Source organism: Hymenobacter sp. GOD-10R, assembly GCF_035609205.1.
GTDB lineage: Bacteria > Bacteroidota > Bacteroidia > Cytophagales > Hymenobacteraceae > Hymenobacter.
On record NZ_CP141184.1, the window covers coordinates 2,321,233 to 2,335,843 of the forward strand.

9 protein-coding genes are annotated in these 14,611 nt (G+C 52.4%); 4 read left to right on the forward strand and 5 right to left on the reverse strand.

From position 1 onward, the window contains the following. Nucleotides 1–62: 62 nt before the first annotated feature. Entirely contained in the window at nucleotides 63–1,103 is a 1,041-nt protein-coding gene (gene lpxD / locus SD425_RS09405; protein WP_324677790.1) for a UDP-3-O-(3-hydroxymyristoyl)glucosamine N-acyltransferase, read from the reverse strand. Nucleotides 1,104–1,312: 209 nt separating this feature from the next. Next, nucleotides 1,313–2,542 carry an HD domain-containing protein gene (locus SD425_RS09410; protein ID WP_324677792.1) on the reverse strand — a complete coding sequence of 410 codons (1,230 nt, stop codon included), beginning with the start codon at nucleotides 2,540–2,542 and terminating at the stop codon, nucleotides 1,313–1,315. Between the two features lie 326 nt (nucleotides 2,543–2,868). Between SD425_RS09410 and SD425_RS09415 the strand changes: the two genes are divergently transcribed. Both SD425_RS09415 and SD425_RS09420 read left to right on the forward strand, forming a co-directional pair. Further along, entirely contained in the window at nucleotides 2,869–4,440 is a 1,572-nt protein-coding gene (locus SD425_RS09415; protein ID WP_324677794.1) for a PglZ domain-containing protein, read from the forward strand. 376 nt (nucleotides 4,441–4,816) lie between these two features. Beyond that, complete coding sequence (locus tag SD425_RS09420; protein WP_324677796.1) at nucleotides 4,817–5,248, forward strand: LytR/AlgR family response regulator transcription factor; 432 nt, start codon at nucleotides 4,817–4,819, stop codon at nucleotides 5,246–5,248. A 174-nt stretch (nucleotides 5,249–5,422) separates the two neighbouring features. Here the strand turns inward: SD425_RS09420 and SD425_RS09425 are convergent, their stop codons facing one another. Continuing rightward, nucleotides 5,423–10,495, reverse strand: coding sequence for a PAS domain-containing protein (locus tag SD425_RS09425; protein ID WP_324677798.1), 5,073 nt, complete (start codon nucleotides 10,493–10,495; stop codon nucleotides 5,423–5,425). Between the two features lie 342 nt (nucleotides 10,496–10,837). Here SD425_RS09425 and tsaE point away from each other — a divergent pair, with 342 nt between their 5' ends. Together tsaE and SD425_RS09435 are read left to right on the forward strand one after the other, a co-directional pair. Then, nucleotides 10,838–11,272, forward strand: a complete 435-nt coding sequence (tsaE, locus tag SD425_RS09430; RefSeq protein WP_324677800.1) for a tRNA (adenosine(37)-N6)-threonylcarbamoyltransferase complex ATPase subunit type 1 TsaE — start codon at nucleotides 10,838–10,840, stop codon at nucleotides 11,270–11,272. Nucleotides 11,273–11,366: 94 nt separating this feature from the next. Continuing rightward, nucleotides 11,367–12,593: an alanine dehydrogenase gene (locus tag SD425_RS09435; RefSeq protein ID WP_324677802.1), complete on the forward strand. Its 1,227-nt coding sequence runs from the start codon at nucleotides 11,367–11,369 to the stop codon at nucleotides 12,591–12,593. Between the two features lie 19 nt (nucleotides 12,594–12,612). Here the strand turns inward: SD425_RS09435 and SD425_RS09440 are convergent, their stop codons facing one another. Next, complete coding sequence (locus SD425_RS09440) at nucleotides 12,613–13,785, reverse strand: glutathionylspermidine synthase family protein (protein WP_324677804.1); 1,173 nt, start codon at nucleotides 13,783–13,785, stop codon at nucleotides 12,613–12,615. 96 nt (nucleotides 13,786–13,881) lie between these two features. Further along, the gene (locus SD425_RS09445; protein ID WP_324677806.1) at nucleotides 13,882–14,568 is read right to left on the reverse strand and encodes a hypothetical protein; all 687 of its coding nucleotides are present in this window, start codon (nucleotides 14,566–14,568) and stop codon (nucleotides 13,882–13,884) included. Nucleotides 14,569–14,611 lie beyond the last annotated feature (43 nt).

Genomic DNA, 14,611 nt, shown 5'->3' on the forward strand with positions numbered 1-14,611 from the left:
AGAAAAAAGACAAAAGCTAGGAGCTAACTGCTAGCAGCCAACAGCTCTTTCAAGATGCAAAGCTAGGGCTTTTCCGGTTCGATCCGGCTGCGTTCCAATTGGGTGAGGCGGCGCTCTAGGTCAGGTAGGTGGCGGAAGATAGCATTAGCCCGTAAACTGTCGCGCAAATTGAAGGCTGGAGAGCCCTGCAGGAACTCGCCTTCTACCTTAATCGACTTGCCAACGCCCGACTGTGCTGTGACGGTAGTACGATTCGCCAAGCTCAGGTGACCAGCCAGTCCTACTTGTCCTGCCAGCACGCAGAAGTCACCAATTTTAGTGGAACCTGACACGCCCGCGTGAGCCGCAATAACGGTATGACGACCTACCTCGACGTTGTGCGCAAGTTGAACTAGGTTATCGATTTTAACTCCCTCTCGAATGAGAGTAGCGCCCATCGTCGCGCAGTCAATGGTCGTATTGGCGCCAATGCGCACGTCGTCTTCTAGTATCACGTTGCCAGTCTGCGGAATGGCCCGGTAGGAGCCATCAAGCTGCGGTGCGAAGCCGAACCCCTCGGAACCTAACACCGCTCCGGCGTGAATGGTGCAGCGAGCACCTACCACCGTATCGGCATAGAGCTTAGCCCCAGCATAAATAATGGTGCCGTCGCCGATGGTGCACCGGTCGCCAATGTAGGCATGCGGAAAAATCAGCACGTTCTGGCCAATGCGGCAGTTCTGGCCGATGTAAGAGAAGGCGCCCCGGTAATGGTTCTCCCCGATGACACTACCCGAACCTAAGTAAGCCGGTTCTTCTACGCCGCGTTTTCCCGTGCGTGTGCTCTGCTGGTAAAACTCCAGCAGGGTGGTAAAGCTAGAGTAAGGATCATCTACGCGGATAAGGCTGGCCTGCACCGGCTGGCGCAGCACCAGCCCGCGGCTGACAATGATAACGCTGGCACCCGTGGTGTACAGGTACGGCTCATACTTCAGGTTGGCCAGAAAAGTAAGCGAACCAGCCTGGGCTTCCTCAATTTTTGCCAGTCGATCGACGCGTTGCGCGGCGTCGCCTTCAACCTCACCGCGGAGAGCCTCCGCAATCTGACCTACCGTAAATTCCATCGGGCAAAAGTATAGAAAATTGGGGCTTCGATTTTAGTGCTTTATGTGTAGTGCCTAGCGCCTAATGCTTAGTTGTTGAGACCTAGGGTATTCAAGCATATTCGAGAAAGAGCTAGCGGCCCAAACTACCTAGTATTTGCTTACGAAAACAAAGGGTGGGTATGCAAAGCTAGCTACTATGGCGGAGCCCAAACGCCAAGTACTACATGCTATTGAATAATTTCTTTCGGATAGCAGATGTAGTACTTCTCAACGCGTTTGCTGAGGGCGCGGATATTTGGCAAGTCGGAAGCCTCCGCTACGTTTACAACGTGCCCGCTCTTGGTGAGTACATCAATGGTTTCGTCGTGGGAGTCGTAAGCATTGTTGCTAATGCGGCCACTGAGCATCAACAGCTTGGCCTCGTCCATGGGTAAGCTGAACTTCTCGCTGATGAGCTCCGTGACACCTAGCTTTAAGTCTTCGTCAAACGGTTCGCTCTGAAGTGTGATCTTGAACAAGTGCCGGTCGAGGATGCTGCGCGACATGTAGCTGAGCACCTTGTCGGGATGGCCGGCCCACATTTTTACGGCGCCCCAAATATCGTAGTCGTCGAGCTGCACGAAACGCTGCAAGATGCTTTCGTCCTGCTCAAAGTCAGTGATACTGACCGGCTTGGAGAGAAAAAAGTGCAGGTCAGGCGACGCGGGCACGCGGTGACCAGCGCGGGTGAGGTCGCGGGCACGTTGCACAATGCGGATGATCATCTGCTCGGCGCTGGTAACGGCTTTGTGCAAATACACTTGCCAGTACATCAGGCGGCGACTCACCAAGAAGTTCTCGATGCTATAAATGGCTTTTTCCTCCAGCACCAGCCGTTCGTTCACCACCGTCAGCATCTTGATGAGGCGGTCAGCACCTGGGCGACCTTCCTGCACGCCTGTGTAGAAGGAGTCTCGGTTGAGGTAATCCAGCCGGTCCATATCCAGCTGACTGCTCACAAGCTGGTGGAAAAACGGTCGGTGGTAGCTGCCCTGAAAAATCTCAATAGCTAGGTCGAGGGCGCCGTGGTGCTCCCGGTTGAGGCGCTGCATCAGCTGCAACGACAGCCGCTCGTGCGGTACTTCGTGGAAAATAGCCGTTTCTAGGGCGTGGGAGAGAGGACCGTGCCCGACGTCGTGAAGCAGAATAGCCGCCAGCGCCGCTTGGCCTTCGGCCGCCGAAATCTTTACGTGTTTGTCTTTGAGCGTCCGCAAGGCCATGCTCATCAGGTGCATGGCCCCGAGGGCATGGTGAAAGCGCGTGTGCAGCGCCCCAGGGTAAACAAACCCCGTGAGACCTAGCTGCTGAATTCGGCGCAGCCGCTGAAAGTAGGGGTGCTCAATCAGGTCAAATAGCAGCTCCGTTGGAATGGTGACAAAGCCATAGACCGGATCGTTGAATATTTTCTTTTTGTTCATGTATGCAGGGGCACCAATCATGCGTTTAGTGCCTTAATACGCTAGTCGCTGTAAACTGCCTTTCGGTCGACGAAATGGCATGGACGGTCCAGATGAGGCTTTCCCCACCGTAATTTTCGGTTTCTTTACGACAGAACAGTGGAAGATCATAATTTTTGCAAACCTAAACGCGGCCTTTGGCAGTAAAGCTACTACCGAATTCTTAGCCTTCTCCTAGCGGGGTGCATCGCCCCTGCACCGCTCAATTGCAACTGCTGGAGTGCTTTTAGGGCTTCTTATTCCACAAAACCTAGGCAAATGCTTAGTGTTTCTTACTCTCACCCCCTATGCAACGATACTCCATTCTTTGGGCTGACGACGAAATTGATTTGCTCAAGCCCCATATTTTATTTCTGAAAGAAAAAGGCTACGACGTGACCGGCGTAAATTCTGGTGCTGATGCCATTGAGCAAGTTCAGGAACAAACGTACGACCTGGTTTTTCTAGACGAAAACATGCCCGGTTTGACTGGACTGGAAACGTTGACCGAAATCAAGGCAGCGCGCCCCACCACGCCCGTGATAATGATTACCAAGAGCGAGGAAGAGCATATTATGGAAGAGGCCATCGGCTCTAAGATTGCCGATTACCTCATCAAGCCCGTAAACCCGAACCAGATTCTGCTGTCGGTGAAGAAGGTGCTGGATAACAAGCGTCTCGTTAGTGAAAAAACCAACAGCGGCTACCAGCGTGACTTCCGCCAGCTAGGTATGCAACTTGGCGACCGGCTTTCGCCCTCGGAGTGGGCCGATGTTTATAAGAAGCTGGTGTTCTGGGAGCTAGAAATTGACGAGACGGAAGGCAAAAGTATGGCCGACGTCTTCAACATGCAGAAGGACGAGGCCAACACGTACTTCGGTCGCTTCATCACTGAGAACTACGAAGATTGGGTCAATGGCGACGACGATGATGCGCCGCTGATGTCGCACCAGCTTTTCAAGGAGCGGGTGTTCCCTATGCTGAAGGCCACCGGCGACACGCCCGTGTACTTCGTGCTTATCGACAACCTGCGCTACGATCAGTGGAAAATTCTGGAGCCTATCATTGCCGAACTGTTCACCGTGGATCAGGAGGAAATGTATTACTCCATTCTGCCGACTACCACTGCCTACGCCCGCAATGCCATCTTCTCGGGCATGATGCCCGGCGATATTCAGAAGAAGTATCCTAACCTGTGGGTGAATGATGACGATGATGAGGGTAAAAACCTGCATGAGCAGGACTTCATGGAAATCATGTTCCAGAAGGCCAATCAGAAATATAAGTACAGCTATAACAAGGTAACCAACTTACAGGCGGGCAAAGACTTGCTTGGGAAGATGGCCAACCTGCACAACAACCATAAGCTGAACGTCATCGTCTACAACTTCGTGGACATGCTCTCGCACGCCCGCACCGACATGGCCATGATTCGGGAGCTAGCCGCCGACGAATCAGCGTACCGCTCGCTTACCCGGTCGTGGTTCCTGCATTCGCCGCTGTATGAAATGCTCCAGCAGATTGCCGAGAAGAAGGGTAAACTCATCATCACCACCGACCACGGTACCATTCGGGTGAAACGTCCCTACAAAATTGTGGGCGACCGGAATACCAATACCAACTTGCGTTATAAGCACGGCAAAAACCTAGGTTTCGATGACTCGCGCGACGTGTACACCGTGCGCAAGCCGGAGCGTATCTTCCTGCCCCGCGAAAACGTGAGCACCGCCTACGTCTTCACCATCGGCGACTACTTCTTCGCCTATCCCAACAACTACAACTACTACGTGAACTACTACAAGGACACGTTCCAGCACGGAGGCATCTCGTTAGAAGAGTGTATTATCCCATTCATCACTCTGACGCCAAAAGGTGCTTAGGGCTGCTGCCAAGTACATACACCCCACGAAAAAGGCCAGTCATACGACTGGCCTTTTTCGTGAACTGACGGAATTGCTTCATCTACATCAAAGGCAGATGGAGTAGCATTCTGAGAGACGGGCAAGCATTTTGCAAACAAAGAACTGATCTATTTTTTATAGGCTAAATTGTATATGTCGAAGATGTTTGCTGTGTTATTTAAATGCTTGATCGAGTTTTTTGTCCATTCTATAGAAAAGTATCTAGATTATCATATGGTTTAAGCTAGATTTGCATATTACCAATTCGTATCGCACGAGTTTGATGAGGTTGATTATAAGGTTGAATTGGTATTGTTGTTCTGTTTTGTAGTTAAAGTAAGTTTCACTTCCTACCATGTCCTTCGAAAATACTGCGCCTTCTAAGACTCTAACTTGCGCTATCCTCGACGATAATGAAATCAATCGGCTAACGCTGGAGCATTATATTGAAATGAACAGCTCTTTGCAGCTGGTAGCTTCGCTGGCTGGTAGCATAGAAGGACTGGAGTTCTTCAGCGTGGGACGTCAGGTTGATGTTTTGTTTCTGGATGTAGAGATGCCCGATCTGAATGGGCTAGATATGCTCCGCTTACTGCCAGAGCCACCACAAGTAGTGTTGACCACTGCCCATGAGAACTTCGGCAGTGATGCTTTTGAACTACGCGTTGCCGATTACCTAGTGAAGCCGTTTGATTACAACTGTTTTTGCCGCGCCGTAGAGCGTGTATCTGAGCGTCTTAGTTCCGGTGACAATATTATCCACTTAGCTGCAAGTCCGCATCACTAAGACTTGCAATAGAACTAAGCAAAGAAGTGAGTTAGATTAAAACAAGTATAAGGTAAAACTGAATAAATAGTACTTTACTTGTTTTAAAGTATCGATTCAGATAAGGTAAGTTGCTGTAATATACAAAATCGGCGCACAAGGTGATTCTAGAATCACTTTGTGCGCCGATTTGAATTATTTAGTGGTAAAAGCTTCGTTGGCAATAGCCACTGTACGCCACTGCTGTAGCTCTTGTAGTAGTTGAGGTAGTAAGCTAACAACGCACGTGGCAGCGTCTGTGCGGGCCTCCACAGTAGCTGTAGCATCTTGCAGCGTCAGTGCAGGTTCGGTAAGCTTGTGTACTTGCAGCATTTTCAAAGAGGGTTTGAGGCGATGCGCAATTTGCCCGACCAGTTTCCAATCATTGGTGGCAACGGCTTGCTGAAAGTTCGTGAGCTCAGTTGGTGTATGCGTGAGGAAAGAGTCCAGAATTCGCAGAACAAAGCTTGATTTGCCGTGCGCCATCCGGTGCACATCAGCTAGGTTGAACAAGGGCGTAGGTTGCTGAGCCGCCGCCTCATGAGCTATCGTAATTTTGCGCAGCAACTCCAGCTCATCAAACGGTTTCGCAATACAGTCATTAATACCCGCGGCCAGATACCGCTCATTATCGGAGCGGAAGGCATTTGCAGTCAAGGCAATAATGGGTGTGTGCGCCCGTACTGTATCCGGGTGACAGCGCATTTTGGCCGTCACTTCTAGTCCGCTCATGCCGGGCATCTGAATGTCCATCAGAATAACATCGTAGACAGCTTGCTGGAAGAGAAGTAACGCAGCGTTGCCATCGGCAGCACTATCGACATGTACCCCAAAGTTTTCTAGCACTAGTTGAGCTAGCTGCCGGTTCACTTCGTGGTCTTCGACAAGCAATACTCGTAAGCCTGCCACTGCCTGGCCCGCCTCGGCCGTTAGGAAGTCTTCCCGATCTTGGTCCATGGCAGTATTAGCTGTTAGCAGGGCTTTCGTGAACGTAAGGGTAAAGCTGAAGGTGCTGCCTTGATTGGGTGCGCTATAGATAAACAGCCGGCCTCCAAGGCGTTCGACCAAGCTACTGCTGATGGTAAGGCCAAGGCCTGTACCCCCAAAGCGGCGGGTCGTATCGGTGTAGGCCTGCGAGAAGCTTTCAAAGATCTTTTCTTGCTTTTCCGCCGGAATGCCGATGCCAGTATCGCTGACCAGGAAAGTAATTGTAAGAGTCGTGTCTGTTTCGGCCCGAAGCTGGGTTGTGAGCCGGACGCTACCACGCTCCGTGAATTTGATAGCATTACCAAACAGATTGAGGAACACTTGCTTAAGGCGGTGCGGGTCGCTGACTACCATGGGGTGAGGCAGCGTCACAGGGTCCACGGTAAACTGAATGCCTTTTTCCATGGCTCGGAAGCCCAGGGTTTGGGCGGCCGTTTTGATGATGGTACCCAGGTCGAATGGCGTATTCTCTAGCTCTAGCTTGCCCGAGGTGATCTTGGCTACGTCTAGCACATCGTTAAGAACACTGAGCAGGTGGGCACCCGAATTGCGAATAATGCCTAGGTACTCGCGCTGTTGTGAGTTTAGCTCCGTGCGGGCAAGTAGGCCCGCCATACCTAGCACACCATTCATAGGCGTCCGAATCTCGTGGCTCATGTTCGCCAAGAAGTTCTCACGGGCCGTGACGGCGGCTTCGGCGGCTAGCTTAGCTCGCTCAAGTTCTTGCTCGGCTAGTACCCGGTTGGTAATATCTTGGCTGTAGGATATTACGTAAGCAGGTTGGCCCGGCTCATCGACTAGGCAATTGTGGTAGAGCAGGTAATGGGTATCGCCATTGGCAGTGAGCTGAAGCGGAAACAAGCCTGAAGTGTCGCCCTGCTCGGTAATCCTTGCCAAATACTGCTCGAACGTGTGCGGCGTGAGACCCGAAGGAGCCAGGATAAAGTTGCGACCCACAATTTGGTCAATTGGCATACCAATCAGCGTTGCCAGCGCTGGGTTAGCCGATAGAATAGTACCCTGCAAATCGTGCGTGCAAATGAGCACTTGCGTGTTGCGCATGAGCTCATGGTATTGCTTAGCGTTCTGCTCGAGGTTCCGGCGGATGCGCTTAACCTCTGTAATATCAGTGCCTACCGTGAGGACTTCTCTTGTGCCATTGGGGCGTATCAAAGGGCGCTTTACGATCTGAAATTGCAATGATTCGCCCGCTGCTAGCGTCATAGGGAGTTCATGCCGTAATTCCTGCTGGGTTTCGAGTACCTGATGGCTCCACGTTGTCAACTGCCGTAGCTCAGCTGCTTCGGGCGTGTCATTGGCAAGAGTAGCTTGTAAGTGGTTGGAGTTAAATGTGATACTATCGAAAGCTGCATTCGCAAAAACCACTTCCCCCTCTTGATTTGTCACATACAGGAAGTTAGGAATAGTGTCAACTACCTGGCGAATAAACTCTTGTTGCTCTTGGATAGCGGCTTCTGCCTGCCGCTGGCGCTCTTCTGCCAAGTAGCGCTCCGTAAGTTCCATGCCTGAGCCAATGACGATGTTCAAGGAGCCATCGGCGTGGAACACGGGGTAAATTGTGCGTCGCCAATGCCGTAGTCCGGTAGAGCTCTTGATCGTTTCCTCCCACGATACTTCCCGTCGCTCGCGCACGGCCTGCTCGCGTTGAGCATTGCGCAACTCGGCCATTCTAACCGGAAATTGCCGGTAGCTACAATACTCCTGGTCCGTTTTGCCAATAATCCATGCCCGAATTTGTGGGTCTTGAATACTGCTGGGATTGACATACAGGTAGCGGCCTTCGGAGTCGAACACGGCAGTGGCGCTCGGCGATTGGTTGAGGATGGTCTCGTAGAACGTCCGCTGTTCATCTAGCTGTTGCTCGGCGCGATAACGATCCGTGATATCTAGCCCGTAGGCGAGTACCATACGAAGGGTGCCCTCCGGCGTAAAGACGGGGTGATTGATCCGCAGCATACGCCGTGGACCAGTGGGCGAGTTGTGCGTCTCCTCAAAGCTAATTTGTCGCTGTTCGGCTACAATTTGTTCAAACATGGCTTGGCGCTTTTCTGCTAGCTCCACGGGGCGCTGGCGGTAGGCGCAATAGTCAAAATTTGTTTTGCCAATGATCCATTTCCGTAGCTCTTCGTCTTTGATGCCAACCGGATTAACGAACAGATACCGATTGTTAGCGTCAAAAACAGCTATATCAGCGGGCAGTTGATTTAAGATAGTTTCGTAGAACTCGCGTTGCTCGGTTAGCTTCTGTTCGGCCAAGTAGCGCTCCGTAATATTTGCTCCATACACAATCACCATCTTTAGCGAACCGTCGGGCGCAAACACGGGGTGCAGAATACGAAGTAAGTGCTGCGGACCACTCGAGGTGAAGAAGGTTTCCTCATAACTCACTTGCTGCCGTTCGGCCACCACTTGATTGAATACCGCTTCTCGTTTGTCGGCTAGCTCTATCGGATGCTGTCGACGGAGCATGTAGTCACGGCTAGTTTTGCCGATAATCCACTGCCGAATCTCCGCATCTTTGATGGCAACCGGGTTGACATAGAGGAAACGTTGCTGCGGATCAAGCGCTGCGATGTCGGATGGCAGGTTGTTGAGAATACCCTCGTAAAACTCGCGTTGCTTGGTGAGTTGCTGCTCGGCGTGAAAGCGCTCTGTGATGTCTAGGCCATAAGCTAGGACCATACTCACCGAACCATCAGTTGCGAGTACGGGGTGCAGACGCCGCAACAGGCGGCGTGGGCCTTTGGCGGACTCAATAGTCTCTTCGTAAGCTAGCTGCTGCCGTTCCGTCAATACTTGCTTGAAGATATTATCACGCTGCTCCGCTAGTTCTATAGGCCGCTGACTGTAGTGAAAGTACTCGAAATTGCTCTTGCCGATAATCCAGTGGCGGACGTCCGGATCTTTAATAGCCACTGGGTTCACGAACAGATACCGATGTTCAGGGTCGAGTACCGCTATATCGACGGGTAGCTGGTTCAGGATATTCTCGTAGAATTGGCGCTGCTGACCTAGCTTTTGTTCGCCCTGGTACCGTTCCGTGATGTTTACGCCGTAGATGATAACCATGCGCACCGCACCATCGGATGCTAACACGGGATGCAGGTAACGCAGCAAGCGCCGTGGCCCATCCGCGGCCATGAGCGTTTCTTCAAACTCAACTTGCTGCCGCTCGCTTATCATCTGAGCAAATTTGGCTTCTCGCCGCTCGATGAGTTCTTGAGAAAGATGGCGGTGATTCGCGTATTCAAGATTGGTTTTGCCAATAACCCATGCACGTAAAGCCGCATTGCTAATAGCCGCCGGATTGACATAGAGGAAGCGATGCTGTGCATCCACAACAGCCACATCCATAGGCAGCTGGTTCAAAATTGACTCGTAGAACTCATGTTGCTGCGCTAGCTTTTCTTCTGTCGCATATTTTTCGGTGATATCCATACCAGCACCCACTACCATCCGGACAGAACCATCAGGATTGAAGATGGGCTGATAAACCCGATCTAAGCGCTGCAAACCGGTGGGCTGTTGCACAGTTTCGTGCCAGGTTACCGCCTGCCGCTCTCGGATGGCTTGCTCGAACATCGCGGTGCGCTGCAAGGCTACTTCTATGGGGCGCTTCCGTTGGAGGCACGTTTCCATATTAGTTTTGCCGATCATCCACTCGCGCGTTTCGTCATCGGCCACCACCCACTTATTAATTAGCAGGTAGCGCTCCTGACTATCAAAGACGGCCACTCCAATAGGAAGTTGCTCCAGAATAGTGGTGTAAAAATCCTGTTGCTCCACCAGCGCTGTTTCGGCTCGGCGTTGCGCTGTGTTCTCCGTGAGGTATAGGTTTACGCACGAGCAGGCAACAGCAGGCATTGCAAGCACTGCATAGTGCCGGTCTGCCAAACGGAACTCTTGCTGCTGCGTGCCCGATTGCCGAGCCGTTTCTGCCCAGGTGCGGAGCTGTTGGTGGAAACCCTCAGTTTCCGGAGCTGCTGTTTCACGAGCTAGGGCTGATGCTGCCGGATTGATGCACGAGAGTTGCCCCTGTTCATCAAGTTGAAGAACAGGGGAGGGGCTTTGTGCGAGTACAAGCTGCGCTTGGTTCAAGGCATGTTGTAGCCTTGCTAGCTGCTGCTCGGCATGCTCCCGTTGCAAACGTTCCTGCCGGAGCGCCCGTTGTAGTTCCTTATAGGACTCTTCCAGCGAAAAAGAAGAGAATAGCTTACGCATAGTAAGAGTATAGAATAGACCTCGGTATGGTAGCTGATAGAGCTAAGTAGGCTTCTAGTCAGAATCTAACTTCTAACACTGAAATAATGCCACTTCTACACAGGCCAAATTGTGAAGCGGATGATAAAGCGTGGGCGAAACAGCAGATAACAGCGCAAGACCTTCTATAGCTGTTGTAACTTGTTGAAATACAAAAAGATCTCAACAGTGAGATGGATCTGGTAATTTCTGACTGTAGCCCAGGAGTACGTTGAAATTTGCACCTGCGCGTAGAAGAGACAGGACGATGATATGTAAGCTGGGCAGAAGAGTGCTAAACTTGTAGTTGGAAAAGTCGTCGTCATGCCTACTATTGAAATTCCAATTGCCAACCTAGCCGCTCTGCCTGCCGCGGCCGCACAGCTCCGAGGCCTGTTAGCTGATCATCGCATCGTGGCATTTGAAGGCGAAATGGGCGCGGGCAAGACTACCTTCATCAAGGCTTTGTGCGCTAGCCTAGGGGTGCCGGAGAACGAAGTAAGCAGCCCAACGTTCTCGCTGGTAAACGAGTATCGCGACGCGCAGAACCAGCCCATTTACCACTTTGACTTCTACCGCCTCGATGATGCGAGTGAAGCAATAGCGATGGGTGCCCTAGAGTACTTCGATTCTAGTTATCTTTGCCTGCTAGAATGGCCAAGCCGCGTGGAAGCCTTATTACCGCCTAATCATCTGCTTGTTACACTCTCTGTTACCGGACCAGAGTCAAGGATCCTCCAATTAATAAGTGAGAATTGAAAATTAAAAGGCAAAACATAATGTATTGAATATCAATAGTCGTGTTAGGCCAACTGTTTTTTCAAGTCGTCACTTTAGTTTTTAATCTCTTCCAATGCCTGAAGCAGTACCCCCAGGATTCGAGTCGTTGGCTACCAGCCGCGCCTTTTACCCCCAAGAATCCATGCTGGCTGTGGAGACGCGGCGCCGAAAACTCTTTATCGGGCTGCCACGCGAAACTTCGTTGCAGGAAAACCGTCTGGGTCTAACACCCGAAGCGGTAAAACACCTCGTGAACGAAGGCCACGAAGTGGTGCTGGAAAGTGGGGCCGGGGAGCCTAGCAAATATTCTGACCACGATTACTCGGAAGCGGGAGCGACCATTGCGTACTCGCAAAAGGAGGTATATGAGGCTGATATTATCTTGAAAGTGGCGCCCCCCACACAAGGTGAAATCGAGCATATGCGCGCCAACCAGACGCTTATCTCGGCGCTGCAATTTGGCTCGCTCACAGGCGAATACATTTCTGCCTTGGCGCGCAAGAAGGTGAATGCCATTTCGTTTGAGCTAATCAAGGACCCGTCGGGAGCCCGGCCTGTGGTACGCGCCATGAGCGAAATTGCGGGCTCGACCGTCATGCTTATCGCGGCTGAATATCTGTCGCGGGCGAATGAGGGCAAGGGTATCATTCTGGGTGGCATCACGGGGGTGCCGCCTTCGCAAGTCGTTATTTTGGGCGCTGGCACGGTGGCCGAGTACGCTGCCCGCGCCGCTACTGGCCTAGGTGCCGAAGTAAAGGTGTTCGACAACCATATTTATAAGCTGCGTCGCCTCAAGCAAAACCTAGGTACCCAGTTGTACACCAGTACGTTGGATACTTTTGTGCTTAACCAGCAGATCCGCCGCGCCGACGTAGTTATTGGTGCGCTGAATGTGGAAGAGGGGCGTATTCCGTTTATGGTGCCGGAAGACGTCGTGTCACAAATGTCGCCAGGCTCGGTAATTATTGACGTGAGTATCGACCAAGGCGGGTGTTTCGAAACTTCGGAGCTAACGAGTCATAACAAGCCCGTTTTCCGCAAGTACGACGTCATTCACTACTGCGTGCCCAACATCCCATCTAGGGTGCCGCGCACGGCAACCAACGCATTGAGCAACATCTTTACGCCCATTTTGCAGGAAATCAGCCAGCACGGCGGGGTCAACGAGGTACTGTTCACAAACGAGCATTTCCGCAGCGGTGTGTACATCTACAAAGGCTCGCTCACGAACGTAGCCATTGCGAAGCGATTTAATATGCGCTACAAAGAGCTAGGGTTGATGATTGCCGTACGCAACTAGTTCAGAGGGCGCTAGCACCTTACACTACCACGTGCGGCACGAATTCCGATAAGTTCGTGATGAACCCCGCGTCGCGGCGGAAGCCGATGGCGCAAGCAGCACCTGCCCAAAACACGCCCGCTTGGTAACGACGCCCTTGCGCATCTTGCGGTAGCTCCGCAAAGCGCTGGTTTATTTGTACTTGTTCGGCGAAATCTCCTTCGATGGTTTCGCCGGCTTGCTCGTCATTTATCTCCGTCACGTTTTGCCCCTCACGACCTAGCAATGGCTTGCGGACAACATGACCTGGTAGGTCTTGCAAAGAAGCTTCGAGCAGCAACGGGTGGTGCGGAAAGTTCTGCCACAGCCAAGCCAAGATGCCTTTACTCTGGAACAAAAGGGTATAAGCTGGATTGGCAATAATTAAGTCGCGGCTTTGGAGCAGCTGCGTGAGGTCGGTAGTGAGTTCAGGTTCTTCGTCAGCCAATATTTCCCAGGGCACGAGCTTGAACACAAAGGCAAAGCGTTGCCACTTGCCCGGTTCCACTTCCGCCCAGGCACCCCGATCTTGGCCTTGCACTGCTACTTGCATCGCATCGACGGAGCAAATGTGGGTTTGCGCAAAACCGGCCTCATTGGCTGCCTCCGCAACTACGGCACAGTTAGCCGCATCCTCTTCGCTATCAGGCAAGTGAATTAGCAGCAAAGTAGGCTCTAGGTCATTATTGAGCTCTAGCCACTGCGCTAATTGATTCTGTAGCCCCTCAAACAAGCCATTTACCTGCCGATCGTCATCGGCTTGGCCAGCAGCAACCAAGCTAGCCCATTGAACCACGGCCGTTTCGGGCAGGCTCGTGGCCGTGTCGGCATTGAATTCTAGCAGCTTAGGGCCATCGGTTGTTTCGGCTAGGTCAAATCGGCCGTAGAGATGCCAATGGCGGTCATCGTTCCAGGAGTGGCGCACGGCGGCCCACAGGTTCTGCGGAATAGCAAGCAGGCGCAACAGATCGTCGGGAATAGGATCGGGAATGCATTGTACCAGCATTTCGTAGAGCGTATCGGCGGCTTGCAGCAGCGCATCGGCGGAAGTCTCGGGAAGCTGCACGGCCTCGCGGGCTACGTAGTTCTGACAAGCATCTTCAAGGGCCCAATCCCAACCCAGGCCACGTACAGCCGGGGAAACATCGCCGGAAAGCGGTAAAAGCTTGATCATATAGCAGTCAACATGTAACAGGTATCAACAGCAGAACGTCATTCCGACAATAGGAGGAATGACGTTCTTTTATTAGTAGTAACAACTAACTGAAAATCAGCCGCCGAACCCACGGCTGCCGCGGCTCCCAAAGCCCGAGCTACGACCAGCTGGTGCGCTGCTGCGAATGCTGCTACGACCGAAGCCCGTGTTGCGGGTAACCGTAGAGCTAGGTCGAATGCCACTGGTGGGCGATGTGCGCCCCCCGGCGAAGCCCCGGCCGAAGAAGCCCCGGCCTTGGTTGCGCTCTTGCGCTACGCGGGCACGCCAAGAATTATTCTGTTGAACCACTCCCGGATTGGCATAAGCACCTAGGTTTGGCGTCAGAAAGCGGCCGGCCATGTAGCCAATACCGCCCCACATCAGAACGTCCATCATGCTGGTGCCGCCCACGCGGTTTTCGGAGTAGGTGCGGCTGTAGCTCTGCATCTGCTTTTGCAGCGCTTCGCCTTGGAGCGTATCCACTTTGCCGTCGAAGTGCTTGAGGACGGCCGCTATCTGCTCCTTACCGGCGGGACGCTCCGCTGTTATTTTCCACTCGCCCGGCTGAACCTCCGTCATTTCGGTAATAACGCCTTCGGAGTACGTCTCACCATTGCCATTTTTCCAGTCGCCTGTGTTGGTAGTGTAGTCCGAGTTGGAGTCGCTAGAGCAGGCAGGTAGGCCGATACCGAGGCTGGCTGCCGCGGCAATTAGTAAAACATTACGACGCCATTCGCCGAGCCGAAAGTAGGGTTTGTTCATAGCAGTAGATGGTTGTAGGGCAGTGTATTGTATTAGCAGTAAA